This is a genomic window from Massilia sp. R2A-15 (assembly GCF_030704305.1).
Lineage (GTDB): Bacteria > Pseudomonadota > Gammaproteobacteria > Burkholderiales > Burkholderiaceae_D > JAFCUW01.
Window position 1 is genome coordinate 1,671,634 of sequence record NZ_CP131935.1, and the last position, 15,883, is coordinate 1,687,516.

The 15,883-nt window shown below is 63.1% G+C and carries 19 protein-coding genes; 10 read left to right on the top strand and 9 right to left on the bottom strand.

Annotated features, from left to right (window positions below; all coding sequences use genetic code 11):
* Positions 1 to 395: 395 nt before the first annotated feature.
* Complete coding sequence (locus Q4S45_RS07595) at positions 396 to 653, top strand: hypothetical protein (protein ID WP_305510611.1); 258 nt, start codon at positions 396 to 398, stop codon at positions 651 to 653.
* Between the two features lie 140 nt (positions 654 to 793).
* Positions 794 to 1,234, top strand: coding sequence for a hypothetical protein (locus Q4S45_RS07600; RefSeq protein WP_305510612.1), 441 nt, complete (start codon positions 794 to 796; stop codon positions 1,232 to 1,234).
* Positions 1,235 to 1,304: 70 nt separating this feature from the next.
* Here the strand turns inward: Q4S45_RS07600 and map are convergent, their stop codons facing one another.
* From map to Q4S45_RS07625, 5 genes are all read right to left on the bottom strand, one after another.
* Entirely contained in the window at positions 1,305 to 2,072 is a 768-nt protein-coding gene (gene map, locus Q4S45_RS07605) for a type I methionyl aminopeptidase (RefSeq protein ID WP_305510614.1), read from the bottom strand.
* Complete coding sequence (locus Q4S45_RS07610; protein ID WP_305510615.1) at positions 2,069 to 2,281, bottom strand: ParD-like family protein; 213 nt, start codon at positions 2,279 to 2,281, stop codon at positions 2,069 to 2,071. The genes map and Q4S45_RS07610 overlap by 4 nt, the downstream gene beginning before the upstream one ends.
* Before the next feature lie 76 nt (positions 2,282 to 2,357).
* Complete coding sequence (locus Q4S45_RS07615; RefSeq protein ID WP_305510617.1) at positions 2,358 to 3,005, bottom strand: glutathione S-transferase family protein; 648 nt, start codon at positions 3,003 to 3,005, stop codon at positions 2,358 to 2,360.
* A 113-nt stretch (positions 3,006 to 3,118) separates the two neighbouring features.
* Positions 3,119 to 3,490 carry a hypothetical protein gene (locus Q4S45_RS07620; protein WP_305510619.1) on the bottom strand — a complete coding sequence of 124 codons (372 nt, stop codon included), beginning with the start codon at positions 3,488 to 3,490 and terminating at the stop codon, positions 3,119 to 3,121.
* Positions 3,491 to 3,697: 207 nt separating this feature from the next.
* Positions 3,698 to 4,153 carry a putative toxin-antitoxin system toxin component, PIN family gene (locus tag Q4S45_RS07625; RefSeq protein WP_305510621.1) on the bottom strand — a complete coding sequence of 152 codons (456 nt, stop codon included), beginning with the start codon at positions 4,151 to 4,153 and terminating at the stop codon, positions 3,698 to 3,700.
* A 37-nt stretch (positions 4,154 to 4,190) separates the two neighbouring features.
* Here Q4S45_RS07625 and yaaA point away from each other — a divergent pair, with 37 nt between their 5' ends.
* The gene (gene yaaA, locus Q4S45_RS07630) at positions 4,191 to 4,961 is read left to right on the top strand and encodes a peroxide stress protein YaaA (protein WP_305510623.1); all 771 of its coding nucleotides are present in this window, start codon (positions 4,191 to 4,193) and stop codon (positions 4,959 to 4,961) included.
* A gap of 101 nt (positions 4,962 to 5,062) precedes the next feature.
* Here the strand turns inward: yaaA and Q4S45_RS07635 are convergent, their stop codons facing one another.
* Positions 5,063 to 5,872, bottom strand: a complete 810-nt coding sequence (locus Q4S45_RS07635) for an outer membrane protein assembly factor BamD (protein ID WP_305510625.1) — start codon at positions 5,870 to 5,872, stop codon at positions 5,063 to 5,065.
* Between the two features lie 65 nt (positions 5,873 to 5,937).
* Here Q4S45_RS07635 and Q4S45_RS07640 point away from each other — a divergent pair, with 65 nt between their 5' ends.
* The 6 genes from Q4S45_RS07640 to Q4S45_RS07665 all read left to right on the top strand — a co-directional run bounded on the left by Q4S45_RS07640 (position 5,938) and on the right by Q4S45_RS07665 (position 13,208).
* On the top strand, positions 5,938 to 6,975 hold the full coding sequence (locus tag Q4S45_RS07640; RefSeq protein WP_305510627.1) for an RluA family pseudouridine synthase: 1,038 nt from the start codon (positions 5,938 to 5,940) through the stop codon (positions 6,973 to 6,975).
* Positions 6,975 to 7,754: a peptidoglycan editing factor PgeF gene (pgeF, locus tag Q4S45_RS07645; protein ID WP_305510629.1), complete on the top strand. Its 780-nt coding sequence runs from the start codon at positions 6,975 to 6,977 to the stop codon at positions 7,752 to 7,754. The genes Q4S45_RS07640 and pgeF overlap by 1 nt, the downstream gene beginning before the upstream one ends.
* 259 nt (positions 7,755 to 8,013) lie before the next feature.
* Positions 8,014 to 9,747, top strand: a complete 1,734-nt coding sequence (phaC, locus tag Q4S45_RS07650; protein ID WP_305510631.1) for a class I poly(R)-hydroxyalkanoic acid synthase — start codon at positions 8,014 to 8,016, stop codon at positions 9,745 to 9,747.
* 170 nt (positions 9,748 to 9,917) lie between these two features.
* Positions 9,918 to 10,472 carry a polyhydroxyalkanoate synthesis repressor PhaR gene (gene phaR, locus Q4S45_RS07655; RefSeq protein ID WP_305510633.1) on the top strand — a complete coding sequence of 185 codons (555 nt, stop codon included), beginning with the start codon at positions 9,918 to 9,920 and terminating at the stop codon, positions 10,470 to 10,472.
* A gap of 163 nt (positions 10,473 to 10,635) precedes the next feature.
* Positions 10,636 to 12,045 carry a 30S ribosomal protein S12 methylthiotransferase RimO gene (rimO, locus tag Q4S45_RS07660; protein ID WP_305510635.1) on the top strand — a complete coding sequence of 470 codons (1,410 nt, stop codon included), beginning with the start codon at positions 10,636 to 10,638 and terminating at the stop codon, positions 12,043 to 12,045.
* Positions 12,045 to 13,208, top strand: coding sequence for a cystathionine beta-lyase (locus tag Q4S45_RS07665; RefSeq protein WP_305510636.1), 1,164 nt, complete (start codon positions 12,045 to 12,047; stop codon positions 13,206 to 13,208). The genes rimO and Q4S45_RS07665 overlap by 1 nt, the downstream gene beginning before the upstream one ends.
* Before the next feature lie 57 nt (positions 13,209 to 13,265).
* Here the strand turns inward: Q4S45_RS07665 and Q4S45_RS07670 are convergent, their stop codons facing one another.
* Entirely contained in the window at positions 13,266 to 13,640 is a 375-nt protein-coding gene (locus Q4S45_RS07670) for a hypothetical protein (protein WP_305510638.1), read from the bottom strand.
* 57 nt (positions 13,641 to 13,697) lie between these two features.
* Positions 13,698 to 14,135 carry a thioredoxin TrxC gene (trxC, locus tag Q4S45_RS07675; protein WP_305510640.1) on the bottom strand — a complete coding sequence of 146 codons (438 nt, stop codon included), beginning with the start codon at positions 14,133 to 14,135 and terminating at the stop codon, positions 13,698 to 13,700.
* Between the two features lie 210 nt (positions 14,136 to 14,345).
* On the opposite strand from trxC, the gene Q4S45_RS07680 reads away from it, so the two are divergent.
* Positions 14,346 to 15,146, top strand: a complete 801-nt coding sequence (locus Q4S45_RS07680) for a DUF72 domain-containing protein (RefSeq protein ID WP_305510642.1) — start codon at positions 14,346 to 14,348, stop codon at positions 15,144 to 15,146.
* Here the strand turns inward: Q4S45_RS07680 and Q4S45_RS07685 are convergent.
* Positions 15,089 to 15,766 carry a hypothetical protein gene (locus Q4S45_RS07685; protein ID WP_305510644.1) on the bottom strand — a complete coding sequence of 226 codons (678 nt, stop codon included), beginning with the start codon at positions 15,764 to 15,766 and terminating at the stop codon, positions 15,089 to 15,091. The genes Q4S45_RS07680 and Q4S45_RS07685 overlap by 58 nt on opposite strands.
* Positions 15,767 to 15,883 lie beyond the last annotated feature (117 nt).

Consider the following 15,883-nt stretch of genomic DNA (forward strand, 5'->3'; position numbering starts at 1 on the left):
GCGATCTTCAACCTCAGATTGCGGCGGTCGCAGCGGTTCAGATCTGTTATTCTTTCGGCGGCAATCGGCCAGGAACAACCAGTCCATGAGGTGAGACGACCATGAATTCAAACAGCATCAGGGGATCCGTTTTTTCATGATTTTTTTGATTTCAATAGCCCTTGGATTCGCGCTAATGTTCCCCCTCGGCTGGCTGTTCGGAGCCATGAATTGGCCAGTATTTCATAGTTGGGGACTGTTTCACGGAGCATTCATCATTGCCTGGCCGCTGCTTACATTCGCCTCTTGGGGCCTGATGCGGGCTATACGCTCGCGCGTGGCGACACGCTGATCAAGGTGAATCGGGAGCTCGCGCAAGTCCATAGCGGGAAGCGATCGCGGGAAAGCAGGCAGGTTTGCTGGAGCGCGTGGAGACGGAGATTCTGAGCGTCGTTATCCGCGCCGACCGCAATCAGTCATTCTGGAGACCGATCGCGCTCGCCGCCTCTGACTTTGGCTCCAATCTTTCGCAGGGAGTATCGATTGCAATTAGCGGCATTGCCTATTTGATTCCATGGCTGTTGTTCTTCGGCGTGCCTGCCTGGATCGTTCGAAAACTCTGGCGGCGCCGCAGGCGGCCGAATGGAAGCGCGGCTGCCCGAAGCGCTGGCTGAAATAAAGCGTTGATCCACCCTGTTCGCGCAGCCTAAACAATCCCGGCCGCGCGGCAAGCAGCCTCATGCCACCTTCGCAATAGCCTGCGGCGCCAGTCTCCTGTACAGTTCAGCTTGTCTAATTGAGAGGAGGCAGTGCCATGCGTAAAATGACGATTGCGGCCGGGGCGCTGGTTGCTCTGATGATCGCATCCTGTGGCGGTAGCTGGCCCACGGAGCAAGATATCAATAATTCCCTGTCCGCCAAAGTCCAGTCAGTGACGGGCGACTGGACCGGGTTTTCCCAAGGAACGAACCCCGTTACCCTCGACTTCAAGCTTCAGGAAGGAAGCAATGGCCAGGTAAGCGGTACCGGCACCTGGAAAGAGGGGAACGCGAGCCCTGCGGTTCCCATCACCGTCTCCGGGACATTTCAGCGACCAGCACTCTCGCTGACCTTCGATGGCATCGTGTCCGAATCGCATCAGGTGAAAGGCGTTGCCCAGGGTAATTACACGACGGCAGGGGGCATCTCGACGACGCTGACGCTCACCGGGACCGGGTACACCCGTGACGTGGCTATCGTGTTGATAGAAAAGTGATTGTCGAAGCGGCGCTCCTTACCGAATAAGGATGCGCCCCGTATCGGCACCGGCCGCGGGGCGACTCGATTCAGCGCGCCGGTCGTTCGTCGGGGCGCAGCGTCAGGACCTGCACGCCGTCGCGTGTCACCGCCACCGTATGCTCGAACTGCGCGGACAGTTTGCCGTCCATCGTAACGACCGTCCAGCCATCGTCTTCGGTCTCGACGGCATGATGGCCCTGGTTGATCATCGGCTCGATCGTGAAGACCATCCCTTCGCGTAGCAGCATTCCGGTATTGGGCTTTCCCCAATGCAGCACCTGGGGATCTTCGTGCATCTCACGGCCGATGCCGTGCCCGCAGTACTCCCGCACCACCGAGTAGCCATTGCGCTGGGCATGTCGCTCGATCGCATGGCCGATATCGCCGAGCCTTGCGCCGGGACGGACAACTTTGATTCCCTTCCACAAGGCTTCGTAGGTCACTTGCACCAGCCGCCTGGCCGCGGGCGACACGTCGCCAACCAGGTAGGTCTTGCTGGAATCGGCGATAAATCCGTGCTTTTCCAGCGTGATGTCGAAATTAACGATATCCCCGTTACGCAGGATATCCGACTCGGACGGAACGCCATGGCAGACGACTTTGTTGGGAGAGGAGTTGAGCGCGTAGGCAAATCCGTACTGGCCCTTGCTCGCCGGCCGTGCTTTGAGATCATTCACGATGTAGCTATCGACCAAATCGTTGACCTGCATGGTGGACATGCCGATCAGGCTCAATTGGTCGAGGTAGCCGAATACGTTCGCCAGCAGCCTTCCCGATTCGGCCATCAGGGCGACTTCTTCAGGTTGCTTGATCATGTTAGCGCGCAACTGAGAGACGGCGCCTCGACGCCGGCGGCGCGCAGTTCCCGCCCGACGATCTCATTGAAGGTCAGCGTCGGGTTCATTTCGGCCAGCATGCCGATCTTGATCCAGAAAGTCGCTTGCGCGTTAATTGACCGACCGCTTACCGCGCTCGCCTTGCGGATTTGATCGTGCAGATCATCGTCGATGTTTACGATGCCCATATGGAGTCCTCGAATATATGTAATATATACGAATTATATATGAATCGTATATGCGGCCGCAAGCGAGCGACTGCGATCAGCCGGCGGGAGCTTTGTTCACCGCCAGTTGAGCATCGAAAGCCCGTTTGTAGGCGGGCCGCGCTTCGCCGCGGGCGACGTACGCGGCGAGGTTCGGATATTCGTCGAGAATGCCCGACGCCCTCAGCCTCAGCAGCACGGATACCATCATCAGGTCTCCGGCGCTGAACGGGCCGTCGAGCCAGTCGGCGTCGCCAAGCCGGGAGGAAAGCGGGGCCAGGCGACCGCGAACGCGGTCTTCGACCAAGGGCAGCCGCTCTGCGTACCAGGGCTTGTCGCGCTCCAGGAGCCTGGCGTTTCCAAACTCGAGGATCGGCGGCTCCACCGTATTGAGCGCGGCAAATATCCACGTGATGGCCCGCGCCCGCGCATTGGCATCTTGCGGTAGCAGCCCCGGGTAATGGTCTGCGATGTGAAACACGATCGCGCCGGTTTCGAAGATGGCGAGATCGCCTTCCTCGTAGGTCGGGATCTGGCCGAAAGGATGAATCGCCAGGTGCGCGGGTTCCTTCATCGCACTGAACGACACCAGGCGGACCTCGTAGGGCTGGCCCACTTCTTCCAGCGCCCAGCGAACGCGCGTGTCGCGCGCCAGTCCTTTGCCGCCATCGGGCGAGCGCTCAAACGCGGTAATGGTGATGGTCATTGCGAGGCTCCTCCTTTGGTCAGACTCGGGCAGCGGGGGCGGGCGTGGCGTCGGCGGGCGCACCCGGCCGTGACCACGCCATAAATTCCTTCGACATAGCTGGCAACGTGTGGCTATTTCCGCCCACGCACGTTTTTCACCTCTAGTATTTCGGTAACTTCCAGCAAGCGCTTGCAGCGGCCCAATCCTCCGAAGCTGCCCTCCGGCCCGAGTTTGCCTCGGACGACAACATACGAAGTGCCCCATTGCTCGCCGGGATTCTTGGCGGGAAGCATCGCCTTCGACATGTCCGAATTAATGCACCACGCCTCACTTTTACCGTCAGGGGTCAGAATGGAGTTCTCAAAATTATAAAAGTAGTCCCCTCTATAAATTGGATCATCCGATTTTGGGCTTCCGAATCCCAATCCCTGCGCTTGGCCCAACGCCATCACACAGAACATAAAAACGCCGGCGACAAAGGGGTGCGAAGGATATTTGGGCATTACACTCTTCAGGATTTGGTACGCGGCGACATAAACGGCCGCGCCTGGTCGTTTGCTGACAGAAGGATAACAGAGTCCTATGACTATCAACACTACACTGAAGCATAGGTGGATTTTCCCCAGTTCCCCCTTGGGAGAGGTCGCGGATGGTGCGCCTGTTTGTGCGCCCGTTTTGCCTGTCCGATGAATACAGGCCGAGCTGGCCAGCTATTCCAGCATAGCCGCGGCCTGGGCCTTGATCCACGCCTCCGGAAGCATAATCCGAAACAAGCCCGCCTGCGCCGTCTTGCGCGCCAGCTTCAGCAGCGCCTTGTCCTTGGTGATCAGCACAGCGGCGCGGGCGTCGCGCGCGACCTCCAGAAATTTCTGGTCGTCGCGGTCGGTGCATACCGGCAGCCGCACCGGGCTGGCGTCGGGCGCCACCACCGTGATCAGCTTGTCGAAGCGGGCCGAGGCCAGCGGCCGGCTGTCGTCGTCGAGCGGCAGGTGCTTGTAGTGCAGCACGACGTTGTACTCGTCGCGGCAGTCGGCGCGGGTGACCGCTTCGACGGCGCCGCTCTCGAGCGCGGCCAGCAGGCTGGCCCAGCGCGGATCGTGGAACACCATCAGGTCGAGGCAAACATTGGTATCGATGACGATGCGTTCGGCTGGTACGGGTATCATGTCGGCAATTCTATTTGTTGGATGTTGATTGAATCTTATGCTGATTGTCTTGTCGCCTGCAAAATCCCTCGACTTCGAGACCCGCCCCACCACGAAACTGACCACCACGCCCGACCTGCTCGACCGCTCCAGCGAACTGATCGACGTTCTGCGCGGCTACTCGATGGGCCAGGTCGCTGACCTGATGAGCCTGTCCGATACGCTGGCATCGCTCAACGTCGCGCGCTACGCCACCTGGAGCACCGACACCGCCGACGCCCGCCAGGCCATCATGGCGTTCAACGGCGACGTCTACACCGGCCTCGACGCGCGCTCGCTCAAGCCGAAGGCGCTGGGCTGGACCCAGCAGAACGTGCGCATCCTGTCGGGACTGTACGGCGTGCTGCGCCCGTTCGACCTGATCCACCCGCACCGGCTGGAAATGGGCACGCGGTTGCCCACGCCCGGCGCGAAGGACTTGTACGGCTTCTGGGGCGACACCGTCACCGGCAAGCTGAACGAGGCGATTGCCGCCAACGGCGCCGAAGTGCTGGTCAATCTGGCGTCCGAGGAGTATTTCCGGTCGGTGCGGCCGAAGCTGCTGCCGGTGCCGGTGGTCACGCCCGTGTTCGAGGACTGGAAGGACGGCCGGTACAAGATCATCTCGTTCTTCGCGAAGCGCGCGCGCGGCATGATGGCGCGCTACGCGGCGGAGAAGGGCATCACCGACGTCGAGAAACTCAAGCGCTTCAAGGTCGATGGCTACGCGTTCGACAAGAAGGCGTCGAGCGCCAACGAGTGGGTGTTCCGGCGAAAAGTCGAAGCGTAAAGTCTGTCGTTCCTGCGCAGGCAGGAACCCATGCTGACGCCGATTAGCACGCGGCGTATGGGTTCCAGCCAAGGGGGGCGCCTAGTCCTGGAACGACAACCTTAGTCAGCCTTCTTCGACAGGAAATTGAACCAGCCGCCCTTGCCGGCGTTCGGTTTCAGGAAGCGGCTGTTCGGATAGTTCTTGACGAACACGCGCTGGGCGTCGTCGCGCAGGTCGAGGTTGGCCATCTTGTCGTAGCAGCGGATCATCAGGAACAGCGCCTCTTCGCGCGCCGGCGCATCGGAGTAGTCGGTCACGGCGCCTTGCGCGCGGTTCAGCGCGGCCAGGTAGGCGCCGCGGCGATAGTAGTAATTGGCCACGTGCACCTCATACTGCGCCATCGCGTTGACCAGGTACTTCATGCGCGCGATCGCATCCGGCGTATATTTACTGTCCGGGAACTTGTCGACCAGCGCCTTGAACGCGGCGAACGATTCGCGCGTCGCCTTCGGGTCGCGCTCGGTCGGATCCTGCGAGTAGATCACGCTGAGAAAGCCGATCGAGTCGTTGAAGTTGATCAGGCCGCGCAGGTAGTACATGTAGTCGGCCTGCGGATGATTCGGGTGCAGCTTGATGAAGCGCTCGACCGCGGCCAGCGCCTGGGCCTGGTCCTGGGTCTTGTAGTAAGCGTAGGCAATTTCCATCTGCGCCTGGGTCGCGTAGGTGCCGAACGGGTAGTTCGCTTCCAGCTTTTCCCACAGCTTGATGGCTGCCTCGTAGTGGGCGCCGTCCATTTCCGAACGCGCCTCCGAGTATAATTTCGTCACCGACCAGTTTTTGGTCTCGTCGGCTTTATCCGGCAACAGGCTGCAAGCCGACATACCTAGCAGTACACACGAAGCAACAAACAACGATAATTTTTTTTGCATGACGTTTTGCAAGAGAGTATTAACCGAGAATCAACGAAAGGCTGATTATAGCCGATGGGACTGCTGTGACTTTAACTTCAACGCCGAATTCGGCGGATTTACCTCTCGACACTGATTTCGACGACGAGATCGACGTCGATTTCGCCTATGAGAACGGCGGCGCCGACCTGTCCCCGATCACCCTCGAGCTGACGCCGGCCGCCTGCGGCCAGCGCCTCGACAAAGTGATCGCCGGCCTGGTGCCGCAATTTTCGCGCAGCCGCCTGCAGCAATGGTTCGACGGCGGCCACGTGCTGGTCGACGGCAAGCCGGCGCGCGGCAAGGATACCGCGTATGGCGACGAAACGGTAGTCGTCACCCCGCAGGCCGCGCCCGAGGACACCGCCTTCACGCCGCAGGAGATCCGTCTCGATATCGTCCACGAAGACGAGCACATCATGGTGATCAACAAGCCGGCCGGGCTGGTCGTGCATCCGGGCGCCGGCAACTGGTCGGGCACCTTGCTCAACGGCCTGCTGTTCCATTGCCCGCAACTGGCCAACGTGCCGCGCGCCGGCATCGTGCACCGGCTCGACAAGGACACCAGCGGCCTGATGGTGGTCGGCAAGACGCTGGCCGCGCAGACCGACCTGGTGCGCCAGCTGGCGGCGCGCACCGTCAAGCGCGAGTACTTCGCGCTGGTGTGGGGCACGCCGCGCGAGGAGGGCACGGTCGATGCGCCGATCGCGCGCGACGCCAAGGACCGCGTCAAGATGGCGGTGTCGAACAACTTCACGGCCAAGCCGGCGATCACGCATTACCAGCGCATCGCCAGCGGCCTGCTGGACCGCCGCCCGGTCAGCCTGGTGCAGTGCCAGCTCGAGACGGGCCGCACCCACCAGATCCGCGTGCACATGCAGCACCTCGGCTTCGCGCTGGTCGGCGACGCGGTGTACGGCAAGCAGCACCTGACGCCGATCTTCCCGCGCCAGGCGCTGCAGGCGCGCCGCCTCGGCCTGGTCCATCCGGCCACCGGCGAGGACTGCGAATGGATCGTGCCGCTGGCCGCCGATTTCGCCGGCCTGATCGCCGACGCCGGGATCGAAGAGCCGGACCTGGTCTGATGGCCGAAATGATCCTGCCCGATTGGCCGGACGCGCCCGCAAACGTCGGCGCGCTGGCCAGCACGCGCCGCGGCGGCTGGAGCGTCGGCCCCTACGATGACGGCATGGGCGGCGGCGGGCTCAATCTTGGCATGCACGTGAACGACGATGCCGACACCGTGCGCAAGAACCGCGCCGCGCTGCGCGCCATGCTGCCGGGCGACCCGGCGTGGATTTCGCAGGTGCACGGCGTGGCCGTGGTCGATGCGGCCAGCGTCGGGCCGGACCAGCCGGTGCGGGTGGCCGACGCCAGCATCGCCACGCAGCCTGGCGTGGTGTGCGCGGTGCTCACCGCGGACTGCCTGCCGGTGCTGTTTGCCGACCTCGAAGGCAAGGTGGTGGGCGCGGCCCATGCCGGCTGGCGCGGCCTTGCCGGCGGGGTGCTCGGCGCGACGGTGGCGACCATGCGCGAGGCCGGCGCCGGCGACATCACGGCCTGGCTCGGCCCGGCGATCGGCCCGGCGCAGTTCGAAGTGGGACCGGACGTGCTCGACGCCTTCCTGGCCAGCGGCGCCGATGCGGACAAGGTGAGGGTGGCGTTCACGCCGTATCCCGGCCGGCCCGGCAAGTTCCTGGCCAACATGAATGCGCTCGCCAAGCTGCTGCTGGCGCGCGATGGCGTGACGCGGGTGTGGGGCGGCAGTCACTGCACCGCCAGCGAAGCGGACCGTTTTTATTCGTACCGGCGCGACGGTGTGACGGGCCGGCAGGCCAGCCTGATCTGGCTGAAGCCGGATTAATCGGACGGCGGCGGCAGGTCGGGGTATGGTCCTGCGGACCTGACCCCATTTTCACGCCGCTGCCTCCGCCCCTTCGATCCCGCGATATAGAAAAGTATATATAATGGCAACACGCAATACGCCAAAAAGGTCATAATTCCAGCGACCACGGTCGGTTCGGTGAGCGCCATCAGGCCCACCACGTAAATCCAGGCAACGGCGACGATCCACATACATTCCCTTCGGCAGAAACCGCAATTGTAACCAATGGACCCCACTCATGAACAAGCCTGATCCCCAAGCCATGACGAGCGCCTGGATGGCGCAGTTTGCCGATCCATCCACCTGGCAGTCGTGGATGAAGCTGCCGCAGGCGGACGCCAATCCGCTGGCCGGCGTGCTGAAAGAGGTCGGCGCCCACATCAGCCCGGCCGCGCTGGAGTCGCTGCGCAACGATTACCTGCAAAAGGCCGGCGCGCTGTGGCAGGACATGGCCATGATGAAAACCCCGGAACTGAAGGACCGCCGCTTTGCCGCGCCGGAATGGCTGGCCAATCCGCTGGCGGCATTTTCCGCCGCGTCCTACCTGCTCAATTCGCAGTTCCTCACCGCGATGGCCGAAGCGGTCGACGCGGCGCCGCGCGACAAGCAGAAGATCCGTTTCGCCGTGCAGCAGCTGGTCGATGCGATGTCGCCGGCGAACTTCCTGGCTACCAATCCGGAAGCGCAGAAGCAGCTGCTCGACACCAAGGGCGAGAGCCTGGCCAAGGGCCTGGCCAACATGCTGGGCGACATGCAGAAGGGCCGCATCTCGCTGTCCGACGAATCGGCTTTCGAAGTCGGCCGCAACGTCGCCACCACCGCCGGCCAGGTGGTATTCGAGAACGACCTGTTCCAGCTGATCCAGTACACGCCCACCACCGCCACCGTGCACGCCGTGCCGCTGGTGATGGTCCCGCCGTGCATCAACAAGTTCTACATCCTCGACCTGCAGCCGGAAAACTCGGTGGTGCGCTACGCGGTCGAGCAGGGCAATACCGTGTTCCTCGTCTCCTGGCGCAATCCCGACAAGACCCTGGGCAAGGTCACCTGGGACGACTACGTGGAGCAGGGCGCCATCGAAGCGATCCGCGTGGCGCGCGAGATTTCCGGGGCAGACAAGGTCAACGCCTTCGGCTTCTGCGTCGGCGGCACCATCGTCACGACCGCGCTGGCGGTGCTGGCCGCGCGCGGCGAACAGCCGGCCGCCAGCCTGACCTTGCTGACCACTTTGCTCGACTTCGAAGACACCGGCGTGCTCGACGTCTTCATCGACGAAAGCCAGGTGTCGCAGCGCGAGAAGCAGCTGGCGAAGGGCGGGCTGATGCCGGGCCGCGACCTGGCCACCACCTTCTCCTCCTTGCGCCCGAACGACCTGGTGTGGAACTACGTCCAGTCGAACTACCTGAAAGGCAAGGAGCCGCCGCCGTTCGACCTGCTGTACTGGAACTCGGACAGCACCAACCTGCCGGGACCGATGTTCTGCTTCTACCTGCGCAATATGTACCTGGAAAACAAGCTGCGCGAACCGGGCGCGCTGACCACGGCCGGCGCCAAGGTCGATCTCGGCGCCATCGACGCGCCGGTATTCATCTACGGCTCGCGCGAAGACCACATCGTGCCGTGGGAAGCAGCGTACAAGTCGATGAGCCTGCTCAATCCGGGCAAGCCGAAGAACAACCGCTACGTGCTCGGCGCGTCCGGCCACATCGCCGGCGTGATCAATCCCGCCTCGAAAGGCAAGCGCAGCTACTGGACCAACGACGCCAAGCCGAAGGGCAAGGCGAAGATCCTCGACAACGCGGCGTGGCTGGAAGGCGCGACCGAGCACAAGGGCAGCTGGTGGGGCGAATGGGCCGCATTCCTGGCCGAACATGGCGGAAAAGACGTCAAGGCGCCTGCCAAAGCCGGCAGCAAGCAGTACCCGGTGATCGAGCCGGCGCCGGGCCGCTACGTCAAAACCCGGGCCGATTAAAGGTTGTCAGGCTTTTACTTTATGTTGCGTGCTGATAAATGCTGCACTTGCTCGCGCAACATGGTATTTTGACGGATGTTCAACCTATAATTCACATATAGGCCAGTCACGGAGCGGACGCCAGTTCGCTTTTTTAAGAATGCGCTGCGGCGCAATAAGTGGAACTTGAGATGAGTAGTGCAAAGAAAAGTACTGAACGCCTGATCAAGAAATATCCCAATCGTCGGCTGTACGACACCCAGACCAGTTCGTACATCACGCTGACGGACGTCAAGCAACTGGTGCTCGACGCGGACGAGTTCACGGTGGTCGACGCCAAGTCGAACGAAGACCTGACCCGCAGCATCCTGTTGCAAATCATCCTGGAAGAAGAGGCGGCCGGCGCGCCGATGTTCTCGAGCGCCGTGCTGTCGCAGATCATCCGTTACTACGGCCATGCCATGCAGGGAATGATGGGTTCCTACCTGGAAAAGAACGTCCAGGCCTTCACCGACATCCAGAACAAGTTCACCACCGGCACGACCGGCGGCTTCGAAGGCAAGCCGTTCAGCCCGGAAATGTGGACCCAGTTCATGAACGTGCAGGGCCCGATGATGCAAGGGATGATGAACAACTACATCGACCAGAGCAAGAACCTGTTCGTGCAGATGCAGGAACAGATGCAAAGCCAGAGCAAGACCATCTTCGGCGCCTTCCCGTTCCCGCCGGTAGATACAAAAAAATAGAGCGTTGGCCGTAAGACCGTCGTTCCTGCGCAGGCAGGAACCCATGCTGAACAAGCAACATAGTTAAAGCGGATTCAGTATGGGTACCTGCCTCCGCAGGTACGACATCTGTATGGATGCGGTACAATGGAAGATTAGTCTGCCTGAGTACAGCCTCCCCATCATGACCGAACTTCGCCGCATCCCCGTTCCCGCCGCACCTGAATCCCTCGTCAACGCTCCTGTCGCCGCTCCCAAGGTCGGCTTCGTGTCGCTCGGCTGCCCGAAGGCGCTGGTGGACTCCGAACAGATCCTGACCCAGCTGCGCGCGGAAGGCTACGACACCGCCAAGTCCTACGACGGCGCCGACCTGGTGATCGTCAACACCTGCGGCTTCATCGACGCCGCGGTGCAGGAGTCGCTCGACGCGATCGGCGAGGCGCTGGCCGAAAACGGCAAGGTCATCGTGACCGGCTGCCTCGGCGCCAAGAAGGACGCGGCCGGCGACGACATCATCATGAAGGTGCACCCGAAGGTACTGGCCGTGACCGGCCCGCACGCGCTGGCCGAAGTGATGGACTCGGTCCACACCCACCTGCCCAAGCCGCACGCGCCGTTCTTCGACCTGGTGCCATCGCAAGGCGTCAAGCTGACCCCGAAACACTACGCCTACCTGAAGATTTCCGAGGGCTGCAACCACCGCTGCAGCTTCTGCATCATCCCGTCGATGCGCGGCGACCTGGTGTCGCGTCCGATCGCCGACCTGATGCTCGAAGCCGAAAACCTGTTCAAGGCCGGCGTCAAGGAACTGCTGGTCATCTCGCAGGACACCAGCGCCTACGGCGTGGACGTCAAGTTCCGCTCCGGCTTCTGGAACGGCCGCCCGGTCAAGACCCACATGACGCAGCTGGTCGAAGCGCTCGGCCAGCTGGCCGCGCAGTACGGCGCCTGGGTGCGCCTGCACTACGTCTATCCGTATCCGCACGTGGACCAGGTGATCCCGATGATGAGCGGCGGCCACGTGCTGCCTTACCTCGACATTCCGATGCAGCACGCGCATCCCGATGTCCTCAAGCGCATGAAGCGCCCGGCCAGCGGCGAGAAGAACCTCGACCGCATCCAGGCCTGGCGCGCGATGAACCCCGATCTGACCATCCGCTCGACCTTCATCGCCGGCTTCCCCGGCGAGACCGAGGCCGAATTCGAATACCTGCTCGACTTCCTGAAAGAAGCGCAGATCGACCGCCTTGGCTGCTTCGCCTATTCGCCGGTCGAAGGCGCCACCGCCAACCTGCTCGACAATCCGGTACCGGAAGAAGTGCGCGAAGAGCGCCGTGCGCGCGTGATGCTGCTCCAGGAAGAGATTTCGGCCAAGCGCCTGCAGGCCAAGGTCGGCAAGACCGTGCGCGTGCTGATCGATGAAGTCAACGCCCGCGAGGCGATCGGCCGTTCGTCCGCCGACGCGCCGGAAATCGACGGCGTGGTGCACATCAAGCGCTCGCTGGTGCCGGGCAAGAAGCTGGTGGTGGGCGAGTTCGCCGATGTCGTCGTCACCTCCGCCGACGCGCATGACCTGTGGGCCTCGGTGGCGTAATGAAGAAGAAGTCGCCGCAGACCACGCTGATCCACAGCGACTACGCAGCGCCGGAAGGCTTTGCCGCCTATCCGACCGCGATCCACCACGCCTCGACGGTGCTGTTCAAGGACGTCGCCGCGATGCGCTCGGGCGAGTGGAAAGAGAAGAACGCCTATACCTACGGGCTGCACGGCACGCCGACCACCTTCACGCTGGAAGCGCGCCTGGCCGAAATCGAAGGCGGCAGCTACTGCCTGCTGGCGCCGTCCGGCCTGGCGGCGATCGCGATGGTCGACTTCGCGCTTTTGAAAACCGGCGACGACGTGCTCCTGCCGGATAACGTCTATAACCCGAACCGCGAGCTGGGCAACTGGCTCACGCGCGACTTCGGCATCACCGCGCGCTACTACAACCCGCTGGTGGGCGCCGCCATCGCGGACCTGATCCAGCCCAACACGAAGCTGATCTGGACCGAGGCGCCGGGATCGGTGTCGATGGAAGTGCCGGACCTGCCGGCCATCTGCAAGGCCGCGCACGAGAAGGGCGTGCTGGTTGCGCTCGACAACACCTGGTCGGCGGGCCTCGCGCTGCGCGGCTTCGACCACGGCGTGGACATCATCATGCAGGCGCTGACCAAGTACCAGTCGGGCGGCTCGGACGTCCTGATGGGCGCCCTGGTCACGCGCGACCGCGCGCTCAACGACCGGCTGGCGCTGGCCCACATGCGGCTGGGGATGGGCGTGAGCCCGGACGACGCCTACCTGGTGATGCGCGGCCTGCCGAGCATGAAGCTGCGCTTCGATGCGCACGACGCGAGCGCGCGTCAGGTGGCGCAGTGGCTCAAGGCGCGGCCTGAAATAAGCAAGGTGCTGCATCCCGCGTTCGAGGACTGCCCGGGCCACGACATCTGGAAGCGCGACTTCATCGGCGCCGGCGGCCTGTTCTCGGTGCTGTTCGACCCTAAGTACACGGAAGCGCAGACCGACCGCTTCGTCGATGCGCTGACCCTGTTCGGCCTCGGCTACAGCTGGGGCGGCGCCAACAGCCTGGTGATGCCGTACCGGATCCAGGGAATGCGCCAGGGCTGGCACGACGGCGGCATGCTGGTGCGCTTCAACATCGGCCTGGAAGACACGGGCGACCTGATCGCCGACATCGAGCAGGCGCTCGCGGCGTTATAAGCACATCGGGGTCTGGTCCCGCGGAGCGACGGGGACGCCGAGTCCCCGTTTTGATCTCTACACCGGCATCGGCCGGTTGTTGTTCAAGTCGATGAGTCCCTTGATCACGCGGTAGGCGTACCACAGCCACGCCAGGCCCCAGATCGCCCACGCCATCGGAAAGCCGATCAGCACCAGGCCGAGCGTGAACAGGACCACCCATCCCACCGCCATCCACAGCACATAGAACCAGAACGTGCGGATCATCCACGTATGGTGGCTGTAGACCAGCGTGCCTTCGGTGTAGGGACGCTTGACGTAGTTGACGATCAGCGGAATGATCGACAACGCGCCGGCCGAGCATAGAAAGATCACCGCGTGGACGATGTACAAGATGCGCGCGAACTGCTTGGTTTCTTCGAGACTGCTGTCTAACACCAGTTGCTGGGACATGGTTGCTCCTTCGTTGAGATGCGCCGATTGTAGCAGGGTGTTGGCATTTCGATCACTTCATCGTGCGTGCTGCATCGCCCAGGCGACGATCCCGCGCGCATCCATCGCGCCCGGCTGGCGCGCGACTTCGCGGCCGCCCCGAAACAGCGCCAGCGTGGGGATCGAGCGGATGTTGTAGCGCGCGCCGAGGTCCTGGGCCTGCTCGGTATCGACCTTCAGCAGGCGCATGCCCGGCTCGAGCTGCGCCGCCGCCTGGGCGTAGGCCGGCGCCATCATCTTGCACGGGCCGCACCACGGCGCCCAGAAATCGACCAGCACCGGCAGGTCGCTGCGCTCGATGTGCTTGGCGAACCGCGCGCCGGCGACATCGAGCGGGCGCGCCAGGAACAGCGGCTGCGCGCACTTGCCGCACACCGGCTGGTCGGCCAGGCGCTCATGGGCGAGGCGGTTCACTGCGTCGCAATGCGGGCACACCACGTGGACAGGGTCGCTCATCGGTATCCTCCAGATATCTTGTTCGAACGACCATTGTAAATCGAGCGTGCCGGAGCCCGCGTCCTGTAGAAGCTGTCGTACCTGCGGAGGCAGGTACCCATGCTGAGCCACCTTTTAGTCGAGACGCGCGCGCAGTATGGGTACCAGCATTCGCTGGCACGACGGGCGTGGTGTACGCCGCCGTATTTGCGCCTATCGTAGAATCGCCCGATGACTCATCCACCACTTCCCCCCGCTGCCCTGATCGGCTGCGCCGGCTGGAGCATTCCACGCCAGTCGTGCGACGCATTTCCTGTCGAGGGCAGCCATCTCGAACGCTACGCCGCGGTCTTCAGCGCCGTCGAAATCAACTCCTGTTTTTATCGTCCGCACCAGGCCTCGACGTACGCGCGCTGGGCGGCCAGCGTGCCGGCGCAGTTCCGCTTTTCGGTCAAGCTGCCGCGCTCCATCACGCACGACGCGCGCCTGGTGGGCGGCGACGCGCAGATGGACCAGTTTGCGATGGAGGCGGGCGCGCTCGGTGAAAAGCTCGGCTGTGTATTGGTGCAGCTGCCGCCGAGCCTCGTCCTCGACGCGGATGTCGCCGCGGATTTTTTCGTCCGTCTCAAACAGCGCTTCGGCTGCATGCTTGCGCTGGAGGCGCGTAATCCGACGTGGTTTGGCGAGGAGGCGACTGCCATCTTGCACGCCGCCGGCGTCACCCGCGTGATCGCCGATCCGCCCAAGGGACAGCCGGGCGAACACGTGCCGACCGCGCAGCACATCTACATCCGGCTGCACGGCGCACCGCGCGTCTATTATTCCGATTACGAATTGCCCTGGCTGGCGCAGTTAGGCCACGACATGGCGGGCCACATCGCCGCAGGGCGCGCTGTCTGGTGCGTCTTCGATAATACGATGTCGAAGACCTTCGTCGACCAGGCGCTGGCGCTGCAGGACGCGGTGAGAAACGCTCAGGCGCCGGAGCAGGCCAGCGGCACGCTCGACCTGGCGCGCGGCATGCTCGGGTAGCCAATCTGGCGCGCCGCGGCGTGCGCGTCCTCCAGGCTCAATTGCGGATTGAGCGATTTGACGATGGCCGCGGTCAGCGGCGCATGGGCGTAGATATGCTCGATGCTGGCCAGCGGCGGCTCGCACTCGAAGTAGTCGCTGGCGTAGTCGTAGTAGCAGCCGGCCGGCGCCACCAGGATCGACAGGTAGTCTTCCGAGCCGTCGTAGCGGTGCGCCAGCGACTGGTCGGGATGGGCGACCTTGTTCCAGGCGCTGTCGCCGCGGCGCAGCCAGTAGCAGTAGCTCACCGCGTCCATCGAGAACGACGGCTCATGCAGGAAGCTGTCGAATTCGTCGGGCAGGCCGCGCTGCACCTGCAGCGCCAGCGCGCGCGTTTCGGTGCGCGGCAGCTCCTGCACATGGCCCTTGATCGCCGCGCCGAACTGCCCCAGGTGCAGGAACCAGTGGTCGCCCTCGCCGTTGTGCATCGCGCCCATCTGTTCGTCGTCGCCCCAGGTCGCGTCGTAACTGAAATACCGGTACTCGAATTCGGGACAGATGATCGCGTCCAGCATGGCCAGCGCCATGGCCCGCTTTCCCAGGGTGCGCGGGTCGGGAAGGGACTGGGGATCGAGCTGCATGGCTGCCTTTGCTTTGCCCGGTTTGTGCAATCGGCATCGGGGCCGATCTTCGCATTCCACGGGCGGTGAGGGGGAATAAGGAAGAGCTATACTCCCATGAAAGCCAAATTCGCCGCA

Excerpts from the sequence above, each read along its gene's own strand:
- Q4S45_RS07600 (WP_305510612.1), top strand. The coding sequence starts at position 794 with ATGCGTAAAATGACGATTGCGGCCGGGGCGCTGGTTGCTCTGATGATC.
- map (WP_305510614.1), bottom strand. The coding sequence starts at position 2,072 with ATGATCAAGCAACCTGAAGAAGTCGCCCTGATGGCCGAATCGGGAAGG.
- Q4S45_RS07610 (WP_305510615.1), bottom strand. The coding sequence starts at position 2,281 with ATGGGCATCGTAAACATCGACGATGATCTGCACGATCAAATCCGCAAG.
- Q4S45_RS07615 (WP_305510617.1), bottom strand. The coding sequence starts at position 3,005 with ATGACCATCACCATTACCGCGTTTGAGCGCTCGCCCGATGGCGGCAAA.
- Q4S45_RS07620 (WP_305510619.1), bottom strand. The coding sequence starts at position 3,490 with ATGCCCAAATATCCTTCGCACCCCTTTGTCGCCGGCGTTTTTATGTTC.
- Q4S45_RS07625 (WP_305510621.1), bottom strand. The coding sequence starts at position 4,153 with ATGATACCCGTACCAGCCGAACGCATCGTCATCGATACCAATGTTTGC.
- yaaA (WP_305510623.1), top strand. The coding sequence starts at position 4,191 with ATGCTGATTGTCTTGTCGCCTGCAAAATCCCTCGACTTCGAGACCCGC.
- Q4S45_RS07635 (WP_305510625.1), bottom strand. The coding sequence starts at position 5,872 with ATGCAAAAAAAATTATCGTTGTTTGTTGCTTCGTGTGTACTGCTAGGT.
- pgeF (WP_305510629.1), top strand. The coding sequence starts at position 6,975 with ATGGCCGAAATGATCCTGCCCGATTGGCCGGACGCGCCCGCAAACGTC.
- phaC (WP_305510631.1), top strand. The coding sequence starts at position 8,014 with ATGAACAAGCCTGATCCCCAAGCCATGACGAGCGCCTGGATGGCGCAG.
- phaR (WP_305510633.1), top strand. The coding sequence starts at position 9,918 with ATGAGTAGTGCAAAGAAAAGTACTGAACGCCTGATCAAGAAATATCCC.
- rimO (WP_305510635.1), top strand. The coding sequence starts at position 10,636 with ATGACCGAACTTCGCCGCATCCCCGTTCCCGCCGCACCTGAATCCCTC.
- Q4S45_RS07665 (WP_305510636.1), top strand. The coding sequence starts at position 12,045 with ATGAAGAAGAAGTCGCCGCAGACCACGCTGATCCACAGCGACTACGCA.
- Q4S45_RS07670 (WP_305510638.1), bottom strand. The coding sequence starts at position 13,640 with ATGTCCCAGCAACTGGTGTTAGACAGCAGTCTCGAAGAAACCAAGCAG.
- trxC (WP_305510640.1), bottom strand. The coding sequence starts at position 14,135 with ATGAGCGACCCTGTCCACGTGGTGTGCCCGCATTGCGACGCAGTGAAC.
- Q4S45_RS07680 (WP_305510642.1), top strand. The coding sequence starts at position 14,346 with ATGACTCATCCACCACTTCCCCCCGCTGCCCTGATCGGCTGCGCCGGC.
- Q4S45_RS07685 (WP_305510644.1), bottom strand. The coding sequence starts at position 15,766 with ATGCAGCTCGATCCCCAGTCCCTTCCCGACCCGCGCACCCTGGGAAAG.